The organism is Salinibacter sp., assembly GCF_042218895.1.
Lineage (GTDB): Bacteria > Bacteroidota > Rhodothermia > Rhodothermales > Salinibacteraceae > Salinibacter.
Window position 1 is genome coordinate 1 of sequence record NZ_JBDGQQ010000184.1, and the last position, 19,072, is coordinate 19,072.

The 19,072-nt window shown below is 64.6% G+C and carries 18 protein-coding genes; 8 read left to right on the forward strand and 10 right to left on the reverse strand.

The window, feature by feature from the left end:
* From ABEL04_RS14940 to mraZ, 3 genes are all read right to left on the reverse strand, one after another.
* Positions 1–485, reverse strand: a 485-nt coding sequence (locus ABEL04_RS14940; protein ID WP_375803200.1) for a hypothetical protein, incomplete at its 3' end; no start/stop codon positions are given.
* A gap of 107 nt (positions 486–592) precedes the next feature.
* Positions 593–1,600 carry a 16S rRNA (cytosine(1402)-N(4))-methyltransferase RsmH gene (gene rsmH, locus ABEL04_RS14945; protein WP_375803201.1) on the reverse strand — a complete coding sequence of 336 codons (1,008 nt, stop codon included), beginning with the start codon at positions 1,598–1,600 and terminating at the stop codon, positions 593–595.
* A 41-nt stretch (positions 1,601–1,641) separates the two neighbouring features.
* Complete coding sequence (mraZ, locus tag ABEL04_RS14950) at positions 1,642–2,082, reverse strand: division/cell wall cluster transcriptional repressor MraZ (RefSeq protein ID WP_375803202.1); 441 nt, start codon at positions 2,080–2,082, stop codon at positions 1,642–1,644.
* A 347-nt stretch (positions 2,083–2,429) separates the two neighbouring features.
* Here mraZ and ABEL04_RS14955 point away from each other — a divergent pair, with 347 nt between their 5' ends.
* Positions 2,430–3,080, forward strand: coding sequence for a LexA family protein (locus ABEL04_RS14955; RefSeq protein WP_375803203.1), 651 nt, complete (start codon positions 2,430–2,432; stop codon positions 3,078–3,080).
* 50 nt (positions 3,081–3,130) lie between these two features.
* On the opposite strand, the gene ABEL04_RS14960 is transcribed toward ABEL04_RS14955, so the two are convergent.
* From ABEL04_RS14960 to ABEL04_RS14970, 3 genes are all read right to left on the reverse strand, one after another.
* A complete protein-coding gene (locus ABEL04_RS14960) occupies positions 3,131–4,825 on the reverse strand; it encodes a CTP synthase (RefSeq protein ID WP_375803204.1) in 1,695 nt (564 codons plus the stop codon).
* A 289-nt stretch (positions 4,826–5,114) separates the two neighbouring features.
* Entirely contained in the window at positions 5,115–5,513 is a 399-nt protein-coding gene (locus tag ABEL04_RS14965) for a CBS domain-containing protein (RefSeq protein ID WP_375803205.1), read from the reverse strand.
* A gap of 355 nt (positions 5,514–5,868) precedes the next feature.
* Positions 5,869–6,699, reverse strand: coding sequence for a methyltransferase domain-containing protein (locus ABEL04_RS14970; RefSeq protein ID WP_375803206.1), 831 nt, complete (start codon positions 6,697–6,699; stop codon positions 5,869–5,871).
* A 173-nt stretch (positions 6,700–6,872) separates the two neighbouring features.
* Between ABEL04_RS14970 and ABEL04_RS14975 the strand changes: the two genes are divergently transcribed.
* The 4 genes from ABEL04_RS14975 (at position 6,873) to ABEL04_RS14990 (ending at position 10,236) form a co-directional block, all read left to right on the forward strand.
* Positions 6,873–7,412, forward strand: coding sequence for a macro domain-containing protein (locus tag ABEL04_RS14975; RefSeq protein ID WP_375803207.1), 540 nt, complete (start codon positions 6,873–6,875; stop codon positions 7,410–7,412).
* A gap of 79 nt (positions 7,413–7,491) precedes the next feature.
* Positions 7,492–8,724 (forward strand): threonine synthase, encoded by a 1,233-nt coding sequence (locus ABEL04_RS14980; protein ID WP_375803208.1) that lies wholly within the window; start codon positions 7,492–7,494, stop codon positions 8,722–8,724.
* 42 nt (positions 8,725–8,766) lie between these two features.
* On the forward strand, positions 8,767–9,531 hold the full coding sequence (locus tag ABEL04_RS14985; protein ID WP_375803209.1) for an acyl-[acyl-carrier-protein] thioesterase: 765 nt from the start codon (positions 8,767–8,769) through the stop codon (positions 9,529–9,531).
* A gap of 75 nt (positions 9,532–9,606) precedes the next feature.
* Entirely contained in the window at positions 9,607–10,236 is a 630-nt protein-coding gene (locus ABEL04_RS14990; protein WP_375803210.1) for a TlpA family protein disulfide reductase, read from the forward strand.
* 22 nt (positions 10,237–10,258) lie between these two features.
* Here ABEL04_RS14990 and ABEL04_RS14995 read toward each other — a convergent pair whose 3' ends face one another.
* From ABEL04_RS14995 to ABEL04_RS15010, 4 genes are all read right to left on the reverse strand, one after another.
* Positions 10,259–11,599 carry a sulfatase gene (locus ABEL04_RS14995; protein ID WP_375803211.1) on the reverse strand — a complete coding sequence of 447 codons (1,341 nt, stop codon included), beginning with the start codon at positions 11,597–11,599 and terminating at the stop codon, positions 10,259–10,261.
* A gap of 37 nt (positions 11,600–11,636) precedes the next feature.
* Positions 11,637–13,208: a sulfatase gene (locus ABEL04_RS15000; protein ID WP_375803212.1), complete on the reverse strand. Its 1,572-nt coding sequence runs from the start codon at positions 13,206–13,208 to the stop codon at positions 11,637–11,639.
* 121 nt (positions 13,209–13,329) lie between these two features.
* The gene (locus ABEL04_RS15005; RefSeq protein ID WP_375803213.1) at positions 13,330–14,811 is read right to left on the reverse strand and encodes a hypothetical protein; all 1,482 of its coding nucleotides are present in this window, start codon (positions 14,809–14,811) and stop codon (positions 13,330–13,332) included.
* A 69-nt stretch (positions 14,812–14,880) separates the two neighbouring features.
* On the reverse strand, positions 14,881–15,744 hold the full coding sequence (locus tag ABEL04_RS15010) for a proline dehydrogenase family protein (RefSeq protein ID WP_375803214.1): 864 nt from the start codon (positions 15,742–15,744) through the stop codon (positions 14,881–14,883).
* 112 nt (positions 15,745–15,856) lie between these two features.
* On the opposite strand from ABEL04_RS15010, the gene ABEL04_RS15015 reads away from it, so the two are divergent.
* The 3 genes from ABEL04_RS15015 to ABEL04_RS15025 all read left to right on the forward strand — a co-directional run bounded on the left by ABEL04_RS15015 (position 15,857) and on the right by ABEL04_RS15025 (position 18,596).
* Positions 15,857–16,606 carry a DUF429 domain-containing protein gene (locus ABEL04_RS15015; RefSeq protein WP_375803215.1) on the forward strand — a complete coding sequence of 250 codons (750 nt, stop codon included), beginning with the start codon at positions 15,857–15,859 and terminating at the stop codon, positions 16,604–16,606.
* Positions 16,607–16,721: 115 nt separating this feature from the next.
* The gene (gene pdxH / locus ABEL04_RS15020) at positions 16,722–17,369 is read left to right on the forward strand and encodes a pyridoxamine 5'-phosphate oxidase (RefSeq protein WP_375803216.1); all 648 of its coding nucleotides are present in this window, start codon (positions 16,722–16,724) and stop codon (positions 17,367–17,369) included.
* Positions 17,370–17,654: 285 nt separating this feature from the next.
* Entirely contained in the window at positions 17,655–18,596 is a 942-nt protein-coding gene (locus tag ABEL04_RS15025) for a D-Ala-D-Ala carboxypeptidase family metallohydrolase (RefSeq protein WP_375803217.1), read from the forward strand.
* Positions 18,597–19,072 lie beyond the last annotated feature (476 nt).

Here is a 19,072-nt window from a genome sequence, read left to right on the forward strand (position 1 = left end):
GGCTTGACAACGACGGGCGAGCCGTAGGTCGCACTCGCGCGAAGTCCCATCTCACGGGCTCGTTCGTAGATCACCGAGGGGCTCGTCCGGCGCTCATACTTCCCTTTCAGGCGATTGTATTTGAGGTGCAGGCGCCGGTTTTCAGAGCGGGCGTCCTGCAGGTTCCCCAGGAGGTCTGTCGTTGCGTGCACGTGCCCCACGTACGACGTGAATGCGAACGCGACGGCAAGCAGAAACAGGGCAAAGCGCAGGGTCGACACGCGCTCCAAGAAGGAGCCGTCGGCTGTGCTGCGCCGCCGGTTCCGCGACGGTTCCAGATCGGTCCAATCCGGGAGTGCCGTTCCGTGCCGGACCCAGCTGCCGGAAGACGCAGTGGCCTCGTGCGTGCTACCCTCGGCTGTCTTGTGCGGACGATTCTGCAGCCACGAGGGGCTCGTCCTCTTGGCTGCTCGGTCATCGTTCCGGGAAACGCTGCTTCGACTCATGGCTGCATGTTGTTGCTGGCCAAAGGTACCGTCGGGTCTGTTGCGACCGGGACGCCGGAGCGCCTGCGCCCTCTCTGAAAGAGGAATCCAGTTTGTGAGGTCGACTGTCATGAGGTCGGCGGGGCCGGAGGGCCAACTTCCTCCTGGTCCCGCCGTTCGGCAACCCGGAGACGGGCACTTCGGGCCCGCGGGTTGGCCTCCACCTCGGCCTCCTGGGCCTCGATGGGCCCTCGGGGCGTTTCGATCCACGGGGCCACGAGGTTGCCGTACAGATCACGCTTGGGCTCGCCTTCGAAATTCCCGTAGCGAAGGTACCGCTTCGCCCGTCGGTCCTCCAGCGAGTGGTAGCTGATCACCGCAATGCGCCCCCCCGTGCGGACGACCTTCGTACTCTGTGCCAGCGCCTGTTCCAGCTCTTCGAGCTCAGCGTTGACTACGATACGAAGCGCCTGGAAGACCCGGGCCAGCGTTTTCGTTTCGCCGGGGGGCGGCACGGCGCCCTTCACGACCTCCGCCAGCCCCCGCGTCGTGTCGAGTGGGCGGGCCTCAACGATTGCCCGGGCGATGGGTCCGGCGCGGCGCTCCTCGCCGTAGCGTCGCAGTACGTTGCGCAGTTCGTGCTCGCTCCACTCGTTAACGATCTGGCGTGCAGTAAGCCCCCGACGCGGATCCATCCGCATGTCGAGCGGGCCCTCGTCCTGAAAGCTGAAGCCGCGCTCGGACACGTCGAGCTGGTGCGACGACACGCCGAGGTCGAGCAGGAGTCCGTCGACGGGCACAAATTCTTCGGCCTCAAGCAGTTCTTTCAGGCGGCCGAAGTTGCCGCGGACTGCTCGGAAGCGCCCCATCTCACGCTCGTCGGCGAGGCGACGGCGGGCTGCCGCCAGGGCGTCGCCGTCCCGGTCGATCCCGAGGACTCTCCCCCCCGAATCGAGCACGTCGAGCAGGGCCCGGGCATGACCGCCCCCGCCGAGGGTGGCGTCTACGTAACGACCACTCAGGTCGGTGACGAGCCGATTCTGTACGTTGTGTGAAAGAACAGGTGCGTGGTAGTCCGTGGCGTACCGCAGCGGATCGTCGTCGGGCGAATCGTTCCGAGGCTCACTCGCTGACATTGATCCGTATCTCGTCGCCACACAGAGGCTGCCGATTTTCTCTACATGCTCATCACGCTCTCAGCGAGCGTCTCGTAATCGTCCGGCTGTTCGTTAAGGTACTCGTCGAACTGATCGGGATCCCAGATTTCAATGTGATCGAACGCGCCCAGAATGAGTGCTGAGCCGTCAAGCTCAGCGAACTCGAAAAGCGGAGTCGGGATGCTGATGCGTCCCTGCCCGTCGAGCGAGACCTCGTCGGCCCACATCATAATGATGCGGACGAAGTCGCGGACCTCTCGGTCGTACATGTTCAGGTCCTCAATTTCCTCCTCAATGTCGGACCACTGGTCCATCGGGTAGAGGAAGATGCAGTCCTCGAAGCCCCGCGTGATTGTGAAGGTGTCCTGTGCCTCGGGCGACATCGCCTTGCGCATCTTCGCCGGAATAGCCACCCGGCCCTTGCTGTCTATGGAATATTCGGCCTGCCCTTTGAACACCATGGCTGGAGTGGCCTCACCCGGGCGGCACAGCAGTCAATGAGAACAGCGAGCGCGCAGCGACCTCTGGGATGGTTCCCCACTTTTCCCCACGCCCCTCCACAATGTACGGCCATCGGCCTCAATGTCAAGCCATATCGCCGAGAAAAGCCGATTTTCGGGCCTTCACTTCCCTGATTGCCCCCTGCACACATATGGAATCTCCAGGGATGCCCCCCTCTCTTTCCGGCGAGGTGAACATATTTTCACCACCCGAAAGAAAATATTTTCACCACGCTTCCTCCGTCGGAGCAATGTGGGCACACATATGTTTTGTGGAGGAGTCGAATGTCGATGCACCAGCCGACCCTATGGAGAGGGAACGCCTCACGCAGCGTCAGAACGAAGCCTACGAGTTTATTCGCGGGTACCTCGTCCGGAACCGGAAGCCCCCCACGTTGCAGGAGATCGGTGATGCTCTGGGCATCGCCTCGACGAACGGTGTCTACAAGCTACTTCAAACGCTCGAGAAGAAAGGCTGGATCGAGCGCGAGAAGCACGAAGCACGGGGCATCCGCCTTACAGATCACGAGCAAGATCCCCTTGGAAGGAGCGGCGGGCCTCCCAGCCTTCCGGTGGTGACCCGCACCGTCAGCGACGAGCCGGAACGACTGCGCGAGCGTCCCGAGAGGATGCTGTCGGTGGATGGACACCTCCTACGCAGGGCTCAGGATCCGGACGCCTGTCTCATCGGGCGGGCCGGCGATGATGGCATGAACGGGGCCGGCATCCGCAAGGGCGATCTCCTCCTCATCGAAGAAATGGACTGGTCGGACCTGGAAAACGGCACGCTCGCGGCCGCACTCGTTCGGGAGCAGCTACTGCCCCGGGAGTTCGAGTTTGCCAATCGGAAGATTCATCTCCGCCCGGCGGATCGCCACTACACCGACGAGACGTTCCCTCCCGATCATCCGGGATGCCACATCATCGGCCGCCTGCTCGCCCTCATTCGCACGCTTTGAAGAACCCGAGGAGACAGGAGGTCAGAAATGCGGCGGCCGTCCCCACGCGCTTACATGTCCACAGAGGCGAGCGGTACAGCCTCACGCTCAGGGGGCTGGGGCGAGGCAACGAGATCTTCCTCGTGGGCGTAGGCGGCGCAGGCCCGGACGAACGACCGGAACAGCGGATGAGGGTCGTTCACAGTCGACTTGTACTCGGGGTGGAACTGAACCCCGAGGAACCAGCGCTTGTCGGGCAGCTCCATAATCTCAATTAGGTCGGTGTCCGGGTTCACCCCACTGAAGCGCATCCCCTCCTCCAGCAGCTTGTAGCGGAGCACGTTGTTCACCTCGTAGCGGTGGCGGTGCCGCTCCTGAACGAGCGTGGTCTCGTAAATTTCGTGGGCGCGCGATCCCTCTTGGATTCGGCAATCGTACTGCCCGAGGCGCATCGTTCCGCCTTTGTCAGAAATCTCTTTCTGCTCTTCCATGAGTCCGATGACGGGGTAGGACGTCTCGGCGTCGAACTCGGTCGAGTGCGCGTCGGTCCAGCCGCAGACGTGCCGGGCAAACTCGACAATGGCACACTGCAGGCCAAGGCAGATTCCGAAGAAAGGAACGTCATTCTCGCGGGCGTATCGGGCCGCCTGAATCTTGCCGTTCACCCCTCGGTCCCCAAAACCCGGAGCGACGAGAATGCCGGCTACGTCCCCAAGAACCGCCTCCACGTTGCCCGGCCCGAGGTCCTCCGACAGCACGTACTCGACCTCCACCTGCACCCCATCCGGGACGCCGGCGAGGATGAAGCTCTCGGTGATGGACTTGTAGGCGTCCTGGTGCTCAACGTACTTGCCGACCAGGGCAATGGGGATCGTTTCGTCGGGATTCTTCAGTCTCTTCAGAAACCCGACCCAGTCCTCAAGGTCGGGCGTATCGGTGCATACGTCGCCCTGCCCTCCGTCGGAGTAGAACCGATCGACGGCGAGTTCCCCCATGCCTTCTTCTTTGAGCAGGAGGGGCACCTCGTAGATCGTCTCTGCGTCGAGCATCTGGATGACCGCCTCCTCTTCAACATTGCAGAAGAGCGAGATTTTGCTCCGGACATCCGCGTCGATGGGCCGCTCCGAGCGACAAATAATGGCGTCCGGCTGCAGGCCGTGGGCGAGGAGTTCTTTCACGGAATGCTGCGTGGGCTTCGTCTTCAGTTCCCCTGCCGCACGGAGGTAGGGCACGAGCGTGAGATGGGCAATCATGGTGTTGCGCGGCCCCAGGTCGTTGCGCAACTGGCGGATGGCCTCGAGGTACGGCTGGCCTTCAATGTCGCCGACTGTGCCGCCGATCTCGGTGATGACGACATCGTAGTCCCCCGTCTCCCCGAGCTTCAGCATCCAGTGTTTGATCTCGTTGATGATGTGAGGCACCACCTGCACAGTTTTGCCCAGGTAGGCCCCCTCGCGCTCCTTTTCAATGACCTCCATGTACACCCGTCCGGTCGTGACGTTGTTGGCCTGGCTGGTGGGTTGTCCGAGGAAGCGCTCGTAGTGACCGAGGTCGAGGTCGGTCTCGGCGCCGTCGTCGGTCACGTACACCTCGCCGTGCTCGTACGGGTTCATGGTTCCCGGGTCGACGTTGATGTACGGATCAAACTTTTGGATCGTCACGTCAAGATCCCGGGCTGCGAGAAGGCGCCCCAGAGAGGCGCTAAAGATGCCTTTGCCGAGCGAGGAGGTGACGCCGCCGGTGACGAAGATGTACTTGGTCTGCACGGGACTAGGGAGCAATCGTGGACGGGGGATGACGGGGGCCAGCCGGCAAGATAGAAGGAGACACGGCTCATATCAATCACACGGACCTGGCTCTCGATTGTCTCACCGGCTCAGTCTCAGGCAGTTTCCCGTCCCGGTACTGCCCGAACAGGGAGTCGCTTCGCTCTGCTTGGTTCTGTCGCATGGGCGGAGCCCCCCGGCACTCTTCGCGGGTCGGCCCCGTGCGTTGCATGCCCCCCCTCCCGCAGCGCGGAGAAAAGCCGGGGTCCACTCCCTCAGGACTCTCGTCTCAGGCCTCCGCCCCCTCTCCGTTCGCGTAGTGGTGGAGAAGGTCCTCGGTCGTCACGATGCCCACCAGTTCGGCGTCTGCAACGACAGGAAGGGAGGAGATGTCGTGCTCAATGACCAACCGAGCGGCCTCTTCGGTCTCAGTTTCGGGGCCGACGGTGATGGGGTCCGTGCGCATGACTTCCAGGGCCGCCCGCGAGAGCGACTGTATGTCGCGGTGCTCTTCACTGTAGGTGTCGATGAACGGGCTGAGTGCCCTCAGTACGTCTCGGCCTGAGATCACCCCGAGAAGCTCACTGTCATCCACGACGAGCAGGTGATGGGACCCGCCTTCGTGGAGGCGAGTCCGGATCTCCGTGAGGGTCGTGTCCGGACCAATGGTCAGAAGGTCACGGCTCATGATGCCATCTATAATCATAATCCTGGCAGAGGGATCCGTGCGGGTAAGGGTCCGTGCGGGTGAGAGTAAGGGCCTCCGCGACTATGGACGAGCGGTCTTTTCTACGAAGGCCATCCTGCAAGAAGCCATCCTGCAAGAAAAGGCGTCGACTGCAAGGAGGCGGAGGGACGATGACGGCGTCGCATCACACATGCCGACGCAGGAACCGGCCAGCCCCTGCGGTGTTCGGCGGGGGAAGCGCTTACAGGTCCAGTCCGCACAAAGGGGAGGTGAACATTCCGTAAGACCTTCTGGTTGAGGTGGGGTGCCGCCCCTCGCGCCACGAGCACTCCCCCGACGGGAGTGCTGCTTGTCGTCATGCTGGGTCGTGTGGCCGGCGGGCCACCACGAAGAGCCCCGTCCCTTGCTCATTGTCCCACTGCACGTCCGTCGCGTTGAGCAGCAGGCCCAGCGGCAGGGCCGCTGTGTAGTAGAGCGGGAGCACGAGAAGCGACGCCCACGTCGCGCCCAGCATCCGCATGGGCCATTTGATGAGCCAGCGCCACGCCGTGGAGCCGTACGGGCCGTACGTGTAGATGCTCTTCACCGGCTGCAGCCCTGCGCCACGCAGCTTTTCGGCCAGCTCTGTTCGTCCGTACCCTTCGCGCACATGTTCGCCGATGAAGCTCTCGTCCCCTTCCTCCTGCACGTCCGAGCCGCCCTGGTCCGAGGGCGTATTGATGATCACGTGACCGCCGGGCCGAAGCACGCGTTCGAAGTGCTGGAAGACCGTCTCGTCCTCAGGGATGTGCTCCATGACGTCGACCGCCAGGATGAGGTCGAACGGCCCTTCCGACTGAAGGTCCGTGAGATCGTCGAGGGCCCAGGTGATCTGATCGGCATAAGGGGTCTGGTCGGCGAACTGTCGGGCTCGCTCCAGATATTCGGACTTGACGTCCACGGCCCGCACCTGCGCGTTCGGAAACGTGCGGGCCACGAAGTAGGCATACTGTCCGAATCCGGTGCCGGCGTCGAGGACCCGAACGGGACGCTCCTCCGGCATCGCCCCCAGGAGGCGCCGAATCTCCCGGCGCACGTACCAGGCCCGAAGGAAGAGCAGGTTGAGAATGCCGTAGAGCAGCCGTTGCAGCAGCGGATGGCGGCTTGCCAGCCGGCCCAAACGGTCCTTCACGGGGTCGTACTTCATGGAGAAGCGGGGGGTTGCGCGCAGCGCGGCGGGCCGCTGGGATGCCCCAAAGTCCTCGCAGGCTTGGGGACCAAGACGAACACAACGGGGTCAGGAGACTACAGACTGTACCTCGAAAAATCAGATCTGTTCATTCCTGCCGTTTCCCCTCGAACCAACTTCAGTCTCGACTCATGATGCACGAAGAAGCAGGCGTCACGATTGAGCTGACACAGGGCAACATCGTCGAACAGGACGACATGGAAGCCATCGTCAACGCGGCGAATGCCCAACTGCAGACAGGTGGAGGGGTAGCCGGGGCCGTTCACTCGGCGGCTGGTCCTGGGCTCGCCGAAGAAACGCGCCCTCTCGCCCCGATTCAGCCCGGGGAAGCCGTTATTACTGGCGCCCACGACCTCCCGAACGACCATGTCATCCACGTGCTAGGGCCCGTATACGGGCGCGACGAACCGTCTAACGACCTGTTGCGGGCCGGCTACGAAAACGCCCTGAGGCGAGCCGAGGAGAACAATGTCGCCTCGGTGGCTTTCCCAGCCATCTCGACCGGTGCATTTCGCTTTCCGGTCGACGCGGCGGCGCGCATCGCCCTGGAGACGATATTGGACACGGCGCCCACTCTCGAATCGGTCGAACACGTTCGGTTCGTGCTGTTCGATGAGGAGGCCTTCGAGGCGCACGAAGCGGCACTGACCGCCCTCCAGGAAGCGCCGTAGAGGGCGGGCGTCGTGTTCAGCCACGAGTCGAGCCTTTCCCCGCTGCTACAGCCGGTCCCCTCCAGCCTGGCCTGATCTCATGTCTTCCTACGTCACCCATCTTGAGAGCGCGCTCGACGACTCCCGATTTGAGGCCGATGCCCTTCACACGACCCACCGCGGTCGGCCCCTGTGGGTGCGGTACAACCTCGGCGCAGTTGCCTCTACGATCACCCCCAACGCGTTCGCGGACCGTCCCCCCACGATGTGGCGCTACCGCGAACTGTTGCCCACCCCAACCAGGGACGCAATCGTATCGCTGGGCGAGGGCCTTTCGCCCGTTGTGCCGTGCCCGGATCTCGGCGCCCGCTTCGGCCTCGACGACCTGTGGATCAAGGACGAGGCGCAGATGCCCACCGGCACGTTCAAGAGCCGTGGCCTGTCGGCCGCCGTCACGATGGCGCAGCACTTTGGCGTCGAACGCGTGGCGATTCCGACGGCCGGAAACGCAGGGGGTGCCCTCGCGGCCTACGCCGCCCGGGCGGGACTGGATGCCTACGTCTTCATGCCGGCCGACACACCGATGGTCAACCAGTTTGAGGTGGCGCTGAGCGGGGCCCGCGCATTCCTGGTGGACGGCCTCATCACGGACTGCGGCCGCCTCGTCGACGCCGGCACCGAGCCGATGGACTGGCTCGACGTCTCGACCCTCCAGGAGCCCTACCGCCTCGAAGGGAAAAAGACGATGGGTTTGGAGCTGTTCGACCAGTTCGACGCGCTGCCCGACGTCATTCTCTACCCCACGGGGGGCGGCACGGGTCTCATCGGCATGTGGAAGGCGTTCACGGAGCTGGCCGAGCTCGCCTGGATCGATCCGGACGACCGCCCGCGCATGGTGGCCGTGCAGTCGGACGGCTGCTGTCCCATCGTCGACGCCTACGAGGCGGGCGATCGCTTTGCCGACCGGGCCGAGGATCCCGAAACCGTGGCTAGCGGATTGCGCGTGCCGGAGGCGGTGGGCGACTTCATGATCCTGGACGCGATCCGTGAGAGCGACGGGCGCGCCGTGGCCGTAGATGAGGCGCGCATCCGCGAATGGATGCGGCTCGGCACCGCCACGACGGGAGTGTCCATTGGGCCGGAGGCCGCGGCCTGTGTCGGAGCGGCGGACACGCTGGCCGACGACGGCTGGATCGCCCCCGACGACCGCGTGGTGCTCTTCAACTGCGGCGCCGCCCAGAAGTACCCGCAGACGCTCGACCCCAACCTGCCGCGCCTCTCACCGACGGATGACGTCGACTGGGACCAACTCCGCACCGGGGCCCTGGACTGACGCTGCGCCGCCTTTTTCCGTTTCCGCTCCCCGTTCCCTGCGATGTCAACTCCCAGCGTCTGGACCGAGACCGCTACGGTTCGCTCCCACGAGGTTACGCCGCACGGCACCATCTCCGTCCCTGCCCTGTGCACCCACCTGCAGGAGGCGGCGGGCCGCCACGCCGACGCTCTGGGCGTATCAATTCGGCGCCTGTGGGCCAACGATCGAGCGTGGGTGCTGGCCCACCTCTCCATGGAGATCGAACAGCTTCCAGATTGGGGGGATGAAGTCGTCGTAGAAACCTGGCCGTCGGGGCTGGAGGGGCTCCACGCTACTCGCGAGTTCGTGCTGCGGGCCAACGGGGCACCCGCTCTTCGGGCCTCGAGTGCCTGGCTCGTCTTCGACCTTGAGAAGCGCCGCCCGGCCCGTCCCCCGCGGTCCCTTCGCGCCATCGAGCTTCCGGATCGTCCTCCTGCCCGGCCCCACGACTGGGCCGATCTTTCCCGCCCGGAGCGCGCCGACCACACGCGGACATTCGCCGTCCGGTACCACGACCTGGACGTCAACCGACACGTCAACAACGTCCGCATCGCAGAGTGGGCCCTGGAAACCCTCCCGCCGGAAATCCATGATACTTTCTGGTGTACAACTTTCTCCCTTCAGTTCATGGCCGAGACCCGGCTCCACGACTCGATTCGAGCCGTGGCTCAGGTTGAGTCCGACGGGGACGACCGGCGGGTTCGCCATGTCCTCCGGCGCGCGGACGACGATCACGCACTGGCGGTAGCTCACACGCGCTGGTCCTCTCGGGCCAACACGCACTGAGCATCTGCCCGCGGCGCCCAAGATTGCCCCGGTGTCTCGCAGCATTCTTCCTGACAGTCAGCTCAGTTCGGCCTCATGTCTTCCATCCGGAATTTCTTCGCCCGCCTCTTCACGTGGCCCTTCTTCGTCGGCGTCGGCACCGGAATTGCTTTGACGATTGGGGGCGCTGTCTTCCTCTCGTTCCTCGTGATGCAGCAATTCGGGGGTGGGTCGGCGACGGTCCCTGTTGGCGCCCCGTCGATTTCCGAGCGAGCGGCCCAGTCCGTACGTGGAATGGCGCCGTCCGACTGGTCCCTCCGTCCGGTGTCCAGCGAGGCCGACTCGACGACCTTCGCGGAGGCAACCGACTCAACGACCGTTCTCAACCTGTGGGCCACGTGGTGTGGCCCCTGCAAGGCCGAGATGCCGACCCTGCAGGCCCTTCACGACTCGACAGGCGCCGATGTGTCCGTTGTGCTCGTCTCGCGGGAGAAGAAGAAAAAGGTTCGCCAGTTTCTTGAGAAAAAGGGCTACTCCATGCCCGCGTACGTCGCCTCGGATCTCCCATCGGTGTTCGACGGCGACGGCATTCCGCGCACGTACGTCATCGGGGCCGACGGCCGCGTCCTGTACCGACACGTCGGGGCTGCCGACTGGAACGCCGACGCGGTGCACCGCTTCCTCGGTCGGCTGAATGGGGATCGTCCACCCGGAGCATCGTCGTGATGAATCGGGCTGCGGGGGCCAATCACTCGTCCGGGAGCTGGGCGCCGACCGAGTCGGCAAACGCCTTCATCCGCGCCCGCATCTCCGTCACCAGTCCTGGCCGGTCGTCGGCACGGTTGAACCGTTCCGCGGGATCGACCTGCAGGTTGAAGAGCTGGGTCGTGTCCCCGGCCAGCCGGAGCTTCCACTTCCCTCGCCGCATCGCCTCCAGATTGCCGAGAAAGTAGTAGTAGCGCCTGCGCGCCGACGTGTCGACTTTCCCGGTCAGGAAGGGCCGCAGGTTGTGCCCATCGAGCGGGTGCTCGGGCGGCTCCGCCCCGGCAATGTTGAGCAGAGTGCGGTAGATGTCGGGGCTCGCCACCAGCTCATCGGTGTCGACCCCACGTTCGATGTGCCCGGGCCACCGGATCATTGCGGGCACGCGAGCCCCTCCTTCGTAGCTGGTATGCTTGTATTTCCGGAGCGGCCCGGGCGACCCGGCGTGCCAGGGCTTGTTGCCCGCCTGCAGCATCCGGTCCGGCAGATTTAGCCACGGGCCGTTGTCCGAGGCGAAAAACACGATTGTATTGTCGGCCACACCCTGTTCCTCAAGCGCGGCCAGCACCTGGCCCACGCTCCAGTCGATCGTTTCGATCACGTCCCCGTAGAGCCCCGCGCCCGACGGGTCCCGGAACTGCTCGGTCGTGTGAATCGGCAGGTGCGGCATGTTGTAGGCGAGGTAAAAGAAGAAGGGCTGTTTCCCCCCGCTGTGCGCCTCGATGTAGCGCGTCGCCTCCGCGGTGTAGCGAACCGTCAGAGAATCCTGCTTGGGCGGGTGCTCGATCATTTCGGTGCCCCGGTACAGCCCTAGCGGCACGTCGGTCTGCACCCAGGGCTTTCGGTAGTCGTTTGAGTACGGCAGGCCCAGCCACGAGTCGAAGCCCTGGTTGGGCGGGAGAAAGCGGTCCTTCGCGTGCCCGAGATGCCACTTGCCGGCCATGCCGGTGGCGTACCCGGCGCTCGAAAGCGCCTCGGCCAGGGTGAGCTCGCTCTCGGGGAGGCCGCCGTTGCCATTTGCTCCCGTCCCCCCACCGAAGTCAACCCGCGGCATGTAGCGGCCCGTCAGGAGCTGGGTGCGGGACGGGACGCACCACGATCCCGTCACGAACGAGGTGAAGCGCGTACCCTGGTCGGCCAGCCGGTCGATGTTCGGCGTCTCGATGGTGGGGTGGCCGTAGCTGCTGAGGTCCCCGTAGCCCATGTCGTCGGCAAAGAGGATTACGACATTCGGCCGCTGCGGTCCGGGTTCGGTCGTGCACCCACCGAGTCCGACACTGCCGAAGAGGAGGACGAAAAGAACGAGAGAAGGCCTGAGCGTTCTCATTGGTATGGAGACAAAATAAGCGCGACTGCGGAGGGGGCTACCAGTGGGACCGACGCCGCTCCATGAGCGCCGGATACGCTTCGTCGGGGTCGCCGAGCCGGTCCTTAAGCTGGAGCAGTTTGTCTTTCAATCGCGCCCCCGTATCGGCGTAGGCCGGGTCGCGGTAGACGTTGTCCATCTCGCGCGGATCTTTGACCAGGTCGTAGAGCTCCCACCCGGGCTTGGTTGGCGGGTTTGAGGTCTGATCGAGGGGCAGGCCGTAGAAGAAGATGAGCTTGAATCGCTTCGTGCGAATTCCGTAGTGGGCCGGCCGGCGCGCCCCATTGCCGTGCATCCAGTAGCGGTAGTAGACGGCGTCGCGCCAGTCAGCAGGCGTCTCGCCGCGCAGGTTGGGGCGGAAGCTCCGCCCCTGCATGTAGTCGGGCGTCTTGAGCCCCGCGTAGTCGAGCATCAACGGCGCAAAGTCGACGTTGAGGACCAGGTCGTCCACGACCGTCCCCGGCTCAATCTCCCCCGGATACCGGATCAGAAACGGCATCTGCATCGACTCCTCGTACATCCAGCGCTTGTCGATGTAATTGTGCTCGCCGAGGAAATAGCCCTGGTCGGAGGTGTAGATGACGACGGTGTTCTCTTTCAGGCCCGCCTTCTTCAGATAGTCCAGCAGGCGCCCTACGTTCTGGTCGATGGCGGCGACCGACCGCAGGTACTGCTTCACAAATGCCTGGTAGCCGTGGCGACGAACCTCTCGGCCACTCATCTTGTCCAGCGGCCGGGGCGGGGCCCAGTACCCCCACCGCACGAACCGGCGGGCCATTGTCTCGATCGTAAAGCCGTACTCACGCGAGCCGGGCGAGCGGTGGCTCTTGTCCTCCCACAGGCTTGGCGGCTCCGGGAGGGTCGTATCGGCGAATAGACTGTCGTTGCGCTTCGGAGCCTGAAAAGGACCGTGGGACGCCTTGAAGTGCGTCATCAGCACGAATGGTTTCTCCTCATCGCGCTGCTGTTTGAGCCAGTCCAGCGACAGGTCGGCAATCACGTCCGCCGAGAAGCCCCCGTGCGTCGTCAGCGTGTCGCTCCCCTTTTCCCGGAGCCGCGGATCGACGTAGCGCCCCTGCCCGGGCAGGACGTTCCAGTAATCGAACCCGCTGGGCTCGGCCTTCAGGTGCCACTTGCCGATGACGGCGGTCTGGTAGCCGCCCTTCTGGAGTTCCTTGGCAACGTTCGGGTGGGCCGGGGCCAGCGAGTCGCGCAGGGTGTAGGCGCCGTTTTTGTGGCTGTACTGGCCGGTGAGGATCGAGGCGCGGCTCGGGACGCAGATCGAGTTGGTGACGAACGCGTTCGTCAGGCGCGCCCCCTGCTGGGCCAGGCGGTTGATGTGTTCCGTGGGCGCGAGGCCTGAGAGGCGCGAGCCGTAGCTCCGGAAGGCCTGGGTCGTGTGGTCGTCGGCCATGATGAACAGAATGTTCGGCCGCGACGGCGACTCCGTGTCGGTCGTGCAGCCCCCAAGTCCAAGACCACAGAGAACGACCAGCAGAGCGACGACGGATGCTTCTGTGGACCGAAGGCGGCCTCCATCGGGAATCGAGACCCCACAAAAGAGCTCCATTTCGATCGCCGAGCTTGTCAAAGCCGCATCGATTGTCCCTGCCAAAAATTGTCAGGGCCTCCCTTGAATTCAAACGGACAGACCCGCAAGAGTATCGTGCTGCGTCCGCCAGCGGCGCAATTTACTCGGCGGCCGCCCGGGGTTCTGATCCCCGGACCTGCAGCGATCGAATCATCGGCGACTCGCTGGGGGCCCGGGTTTCGAGGTCGAGACGAACCCGAATCTGCTCCGCCTGAAGGCCCCCGAGATCGAGGCGCGCGTTGCCCGCCGCAAGTGTCCGCTCTCGCGACTCGTCGGGGGTGCCGTCCCCGTCGGTGTCGATGTCCAGCTGGAGGCGAACCGTCTGGTCCGTGTCGTCGGTGAGGGCGAGTTTCGTGTAGGCAATGCCCGTGGGCCGCTCGTGGGTCATGTAGAGGGTCGTGCCCTCAATGGCGATGTCTGGATCGCCGGTTCCAAAGTCGTTGCCGTCGGGGGTCGGCTCGTCCCACGCCTGTCCCTGATCCGGGGTGCGGGGGCCAAAGATGTCGTGCGTTAGGTCCCAGCCGTTGGGAAAGGCGGACGGAGCGGTCCGTGCGTACCCGATGGTGTACTCTCCGTGCGGAGCATCGTCGTAGAATAGGTGCCACGCATTGTTAAAGAAGCTGGGGTCGGGATCGCCCGTGTGCCCCCCTACCGTCAGCACACGCCCATGCGCCGTCCACGCCCCTACAGGATCAGCGGACGAGAGGGCCAGAATCCGGGGACTATCCTCCGCGAAGAGGTAAAAGCGCTCGCCATCGTAGGCCAGACCGGGATCGTGGCCTCGCATGTTCTGGATCGGCCCTTCGTTCGTCCACGCCGTCAGGGACGCCCCGCCGCTCGTCCACAGGCGGGAAACGAGGTCGCGCGACTCGTCCGGGCTGTACCACGTGCCGTCGGCGAAAATCCAGTCGTTCGGGGCGTGGTAGCCAAGGGTGTCGCGTGCGGTGTTGCTCGCAAACAGCGGGTACGGGTCGACGAGGCGGAACGGATTCTCCCCGCGCTTCAGGGGCGCAAGGCTGTCGGCCACGGCCGCCGCCCATCCCCCGATGGCCCACGGGCCGACGTTGAAGAGAAGAAGCCACTGCCCCTCGTAGGGCCCCGTCCCGCGGACGAGCGACTGGTCATTGGGCTGGAGGGTGTCGGGAAGCTGGAGGGTCTGGTCCGTCGCGTGCGGAAAGTCTGCGCCGCTCACCAGCGGATTGCCACTAAACTTCGTCCAGCCCGTCGTCACGTCCTGCGGCTGCCCGTACACGCGGATGTCGGCCGTCAAGGCGCCGAGGGGGGCAACCGCGGAGACATCCAGCCAGTCCGAGGTCCATCGGCCCTGCGAAACAAACGCCTCGCTGCGCACGAACGGCTGCGTCGTGTCCGGACGGCGCAACAGGAGGCCTCCATCGCCCATCACGTCGATGCGGCCGCCCACCGCCCCCGACGTGCGCACCTGCACCTCGGACTGCTGGGCAGTGTGGTCCCTCCAGTCCACCGCCGTCGTGAGAGAAACGGTCTGGGGCCCCGAATCGGGGGATCCGCATCCCGCGCCGAGGACGCCGACGAGTGCGACAATCACGAAAGAGATCCGCATCCGCTCCGGATCGGTTCGTTGAAAATAGATCCGCCCGAAACGTCGCCGTCTCCGGCGGCGGGGCCTGGTTCATTGCCGAAACAGAATGTTCTTCAGCACAAACCAGACGTTTTCTTTCTTCTCCCGGAGGCGGCGCGAGAAGTAGGGGAACCACTCCGTGCCGTAGGGCACGTACACCAGCATGTTGTATCCCTCCGCGGCCATCTCTCGCTGCGTCGTGCGGCGCAGGCCGTAGAGCATCTGAAACTCAAACGTGTCGGGCCCAATGTCGTGGCGGTCAGCGAAGGCCCTCGTGGCGTCGATGAGCTGGTCGTCGTGGGTGGCGATGCCGGAGTAGTCGGTGTGCTCCAGCAGCCGCTCCATATAGTCAATGTACCGCTTCCGGATCTGGCTCATGTTCTGATAGGCGATCTCCGCGGGCTCGGCGTAGGCCCCCTTGCAGAGGCGCACGCTCACCCCAAGTTCGCACATGCGGTCGATGTCCCGATCCGTCCGCTTGAGCATGGCCTGCAGGACCGGCCCCACGTGATTGGGAAAGTCCGGGTAGACGGACTCGAAGATGTCGAGCGTGGACTGGGTGAGATCGCTCCCTTCCATGTCCAGCCGCACGAACATGTCGTGCTCGGCGGCCACCTCCAGCAGCTGCCGCAAGTTGTCGAGGCAGAAGTCCTCGTCGATGAGCTGCCCCATCATTGAGAGCTTGATCGAAATGCGATTGCGCAGCTCATCGTCGCTTCGTGCCGCCAGGGTGCGAACGAGGTCGATGTAGGTGTCACGTGCCGCAACGGCCTTTTCTCGATCGTGGACGTGCTCGCCGAGCTTGTCGAGGGCCACGTGGAGGCCATCCTGGTTGAGTTCGTCGACGACGGGAAGGGACTCCTCGAGGGCCTCGCCCGCCACGAAGCGGCTGGCAAGGAAAAATGGGAGTTTCATGTTGGGAAGGCAGAAATCGGTGATAGGAGCACTACCGCCTCAACATCCCGGAATCAAAGATGTTGGGAACTCGGCGTAAAGCACAAGTGTCCTTGCATTCCTCAGAGCCTGAATGTCGGATCCGATTCCCGATTTATCTTCCGGATGGGTCGCCGGCGCGGACGGCTACCAGGACGGGTGGGTTGTCGTCCTATGGCGGCCCGCGACCGGGACCTTCCGCCGCCGGACCGTTGACACCACGGACGCTTTGCTCGCCCTGCCGGAGGCCCCTATCGTGCTCGGGATTGACATGGTCATTGGGCTGCCCGATCGGGCCCGGCCGGGCGGGCGGCGTTGCGACCGGGCCGCTCGCCAACTGCTGGGCCACCCGCAGGGCACCAGCGTGTTCTCCCCGCCGGCGTACGACGTGCTCGGGGCCACGACCTACGATGACGCTCAGCGCCGCAACCGGGCGAGTGGACCGGACGCCCCCGGCCTGTCCAAGCAGACGTTCTACCTGATGCCGAAGATGCGAGCCCTGGCCGAACGCATGACGCCGGCCCGACAGGAGTGCGTTCGGGAGGTGCACCCGGAGCTCGTGTTCTACGCCATGAATGGCGGCGTGTCCCTCGAGGCCAGCAAGCACACCGAGGCAGGCCAGTCGGCACGCGCGGCGCTCCTGGAAGCCCACGGATTTCCGGACATCGAGGACACGGTCGCCCGCACCGCCGGTGGACCCCTCGGAGCCGACGATGTGCTCGACGCTCATGCTGCGTGCTGGACCGCCCGTCGCATCCGAGACGGCACGGCAAAGCGGTGCCCGCCGCGGGACGAGCAGGCTCCCCGCAACGACCGGGGACTGCGAATGGAAATTTGGCGCTGACTCGGAGCACAGAGCACAACGTCCGCGAAATAGATGCGAGCTCCCCGAAACGACGGTCCGAGACCAGGCGTTGCGGCCCTGTCGTCGTTGATTTGTCTCCACAGCAAGCTGCACCATGCCCTCCCTAGCTGACCTGCGTGAGAAGTATGCGCGCGACGAGCTCACTCGCGATCACGTGGCCGATGATCCCCTCGAGCAGTTTCAGGACTGGTTCGACGAGGCCCTGGACGCTGAACTGGAGGAGCCGAACGCGATGACCCTCGCCACGGCGGCGGCGGACGGCACGCCCTCCGCCCGCATCGTGCTGCTGAAAGGGCTCGACGAGCGCGGCTTCCACTTCTACACGAACTACGACAGCCGCAAGGGCACCGAGCTGAGCCAGAATCCCCACGCCGCCCTCACCTTCCTGTGGAAGCCCCTGGAGCGGCAGGTGCGTATCGAGGGGCCGGTGGAGCGCATGCCCACAGACGAGTCGACCGAGTACTTCCACAGCCGTCCCCGGGGCAGTCAGTTGGGCGCCTGGGCCTCCCCGCAGAGCCGCGTCGTGGAGAGCCGGGAGGAACTGGAGCAGAACCTGGAAGACGCGGAGGCCCAGTACGGCGACCGTGACGAAATTCCCCGCCCGTCGCACTGGGGCGGCTACGTGGTGCGGCCCATGCAGATCGAGTTCTGGCAGGGGCGTCCCAACCGCCTGCACGACCGCCTCCGCTACCGGCGAGCCGACGCGGATGACGCGTGGACCCTGGAACGCCTTGCGCCCTGACCGCAGTGAAAAATAGTTTTGGACTGCGCCGTGTGCGAAGGAAATGAACCCTTCCTGAGTGTGCCCTGCATAGCGTTCTGAGCGCTCAGTCTCAGGAAGGGCGCAGTCCCACAGCCCCTCACAGGACACGATCACTGACCGGAGCACCCGCTGACTTTAGGGGGGCATGCCTTTCGTCCCTTCCACGACCGGATCAGAAATAAGGCCTCTGGCGTTCCTATTTGGCTCGTAGAGTCTGCCCTTTCGTAGCATCCTGCTCTCATGGCATTCTCCAGGAGACTTGGGATGCTCTGCGCAGTCGGGGTGCTCCTTCTGGGACGGCCCGCCGCCGCAGTGGTCCCGGACTCGACCACGTACGATCCCGGTCACGCTGCGTTCGCCGTCCGGTTCGGGGAGGAGGTTATCACCCATCGCATTATGGCAATGCCCATGATGCCGGACACGTCGGTCCGGGTGGCGATCGCGTCAGACACTGCTGCTGGATCCTATCAGGTCGACGCGCCCGAGGCTTCGATTCGCCCCCTCTCTGGGTCGGCGTGGCGGTTCACAGCTCCTACCCAGCCGGGGCTCTATCCCGTTACCATCACGGACCCCGGTACGGCCGACTCGGTTCGGATTCAGGTCTTCGTTCTGCGAACGTGGGACCACGAGGGGAGGCGGCTGAACGGATACCAGATTGGCCACTACGAAATGGATCCGCGGCGTGGCCTGGCGGTCTACGAGCCCCCGGACGGTTTCATCGAAGTCACGGCCGAAAATAAGGACGCGCCTCTGTCGCCAAATTTCCGGTTGGAGCAGTTTCTCTGCAAGCAGACCGACAAGACGCCCCAGTACGCCCTCGTCCGCACCCGGCTGCTGCAGCAACTCGAGCGGATCCTCGCGGCCGTCAACGCGCAGGGCCACGCCGTGCCGACCCTGCACGTCATGAGTGGCTACCGCACGCCGCAATACAACCGGGCCATCGGCAACACCACAGAGTACAGCCGACACCTGTATGGCGACGCCGCCGACCTCTTCGTCGACGCGGACAACGACCGCTGGATGGACGACCTGAACGGGGACGGTCGTGCTACGAAGACCGACGCCCGGGTGCTCGCTCAAATTGTGCGGAGCGTGGGCACGCCCGGCGACGAGCGGTTCAACGGTGGACTCTCCGTGTACGGCCCGACCAACCAGCACGGCCCTTTCGTGCACATCGATCTTCGGGGGCGTCGCGTCCGCTGGTAACCCACCCGGCGAACAGGGAAGTCCCTTTCGGCGGGGGTCGACCGGGCGGCGTACCTTCTCCGGCAGCATGGGGAAACGCGGGAGTGGACTCAGACGGCACCCGGCACAGACCCCGAACAGACCGCTGTACTGACGGAGAAGGCCCCGGTGTACCTGCTCTACTGGGTCGCTCAGGCTACGCCGAACGTCCCCATTCATTTTCGGAACGACGCATACGACCGGGACAAGACTTTCCCCTCAGTCCTCACGAGCTCCTGGTCCCCGATCCGAGGGCAGCCCGCGTAGATGCTACGCTCTGCTTGGTCGGACGACGGTTCGGCATGAATCGAAGCGGGAGAAGAAGGCCAGAAGCCGGTTTCCGCTGCTCAGGAAACGTCTCCGAAGGACCCACAGCGTCCCGACGCTACCCCGCCACCATGAGAACTAAACCACCCTCGACTGGAAGTCGAGGGGTTTGGGGGAGGGGTCTACCGGCT

Bases quoted from the DNA above. Each gene is read 5' to 3' on its own strand.
- ABEL04_RS14995 (WP_375803211.1), bottom strand. From the start codon at position 11,599: ATGAGAACGCTCAGGCCTTCTCTCGTTCTTTTCGTCCTCCTCTTCGGC.
- ABEL04_RS14985 (WP_375803209.1), top strand. From the start codon at position 8,767: ATGTCAACTCCCAGCGTCTGGACCGAGACCGCTACGGTTCGCTCCCAC.
- pdxH (WP_375803216.1), top strand. From the start codon at position 16,722: ATGCCCTCCCTAGCTGACCTGCGTGAGAAGTATGCGCGCGACGAGCTC.
- rsmH (WP_375803201.1), bottom strand. From the start codon at position 1,600: ATGTCAGCGAGTGAGCCTCGGAACGATTCGCCCGACGACGATCCGCTG.
- ABEL04_RS15010 (WP_375803214.1), bottom strand. From the start codon at position 15,744: ATGAAACTCCCATTTTTCCTTGCCAGCCGCTTCGTGGCGGGCGAGGCC.
- ABEL04_RS15015 (WP_375803215.1), top strand. From the start codon at position 15,857: ATGTCGGATCCGATTCCCGATTTATCTTCCGGATGGGTCGCCGGCGCG.
- ABEL04_RS14980 (WP_375803208.1), top strand. From the start codon at position 7,492: ATGTCTTCCTACGTCACCCATCTTGAGAGCGCGCTCGACGACTCCCGA.
- ABEL04_RS14970 (WP_375803206.1), bottom strand. From the start codon at position 6,699: ATGAAGTACGACCCCGTGAAGGACCGTTTGGGCCGGCTGGCAAGCCGC.
- ABEL04_RS14965 (WP_375803205.1), bottom strand. From the start codon at position 5,513: ATGAGCCGTGACCTTCTGACCATTGGTCCGGACACGACCCTCACGGAG.
- ABEL04_RS14955 (WP_375803203.1), top strand. From the start codon at position 2,430: ATGGAGAGGGAACGCCTCACGCAGCGTCAGAACGAAGCCTACGAGTTT.
- ABEL04_RS14975 (WP_375803207.1), top strand. From the start codon at position 6,873: ATGATGCACGAAGAAGCAGGCGTCACGATTGAGCTGACACAGGGCAAC.
- ABEL04_RS15025 (WP_375803217.1), top strand. From the start codon at position 17,655: ATGCTCTGCGCAGTCGGGGTGCTCCTTCTGGGACGGCCCGCCGCCGCA.
- mraZ (WP_375803202.1), bottom strand. From the start codon at position 2,082: ATGGTGTTCAAAGGGCAGGCCGAATATTCCATAGACAGCAAGGGCCGG.
- ABEL04_RS15005 (WP_375803213.1), bottom strand. From the start codon at position 14,811: ATGCGGATCTCTTTCGTGATTGTCGCACTCGTCGGCGTCCTCGGCGCG.
- ABEL04_RS15000 (WP_375803212.1), bottom strand. From the start codon at position 13,208: ATGGAGCTCTTTTGTGGGGTCTCGATTCCCGATGGAGGCCGCCTTCGG.
- ABEL04_RS14990 (WP_375803210.1), top strand. From the start codon at position 9,607: ATGTCTTCCATCCGGAATTTCTTCGCCCGCCTCTTCACGTGGCCCTTC.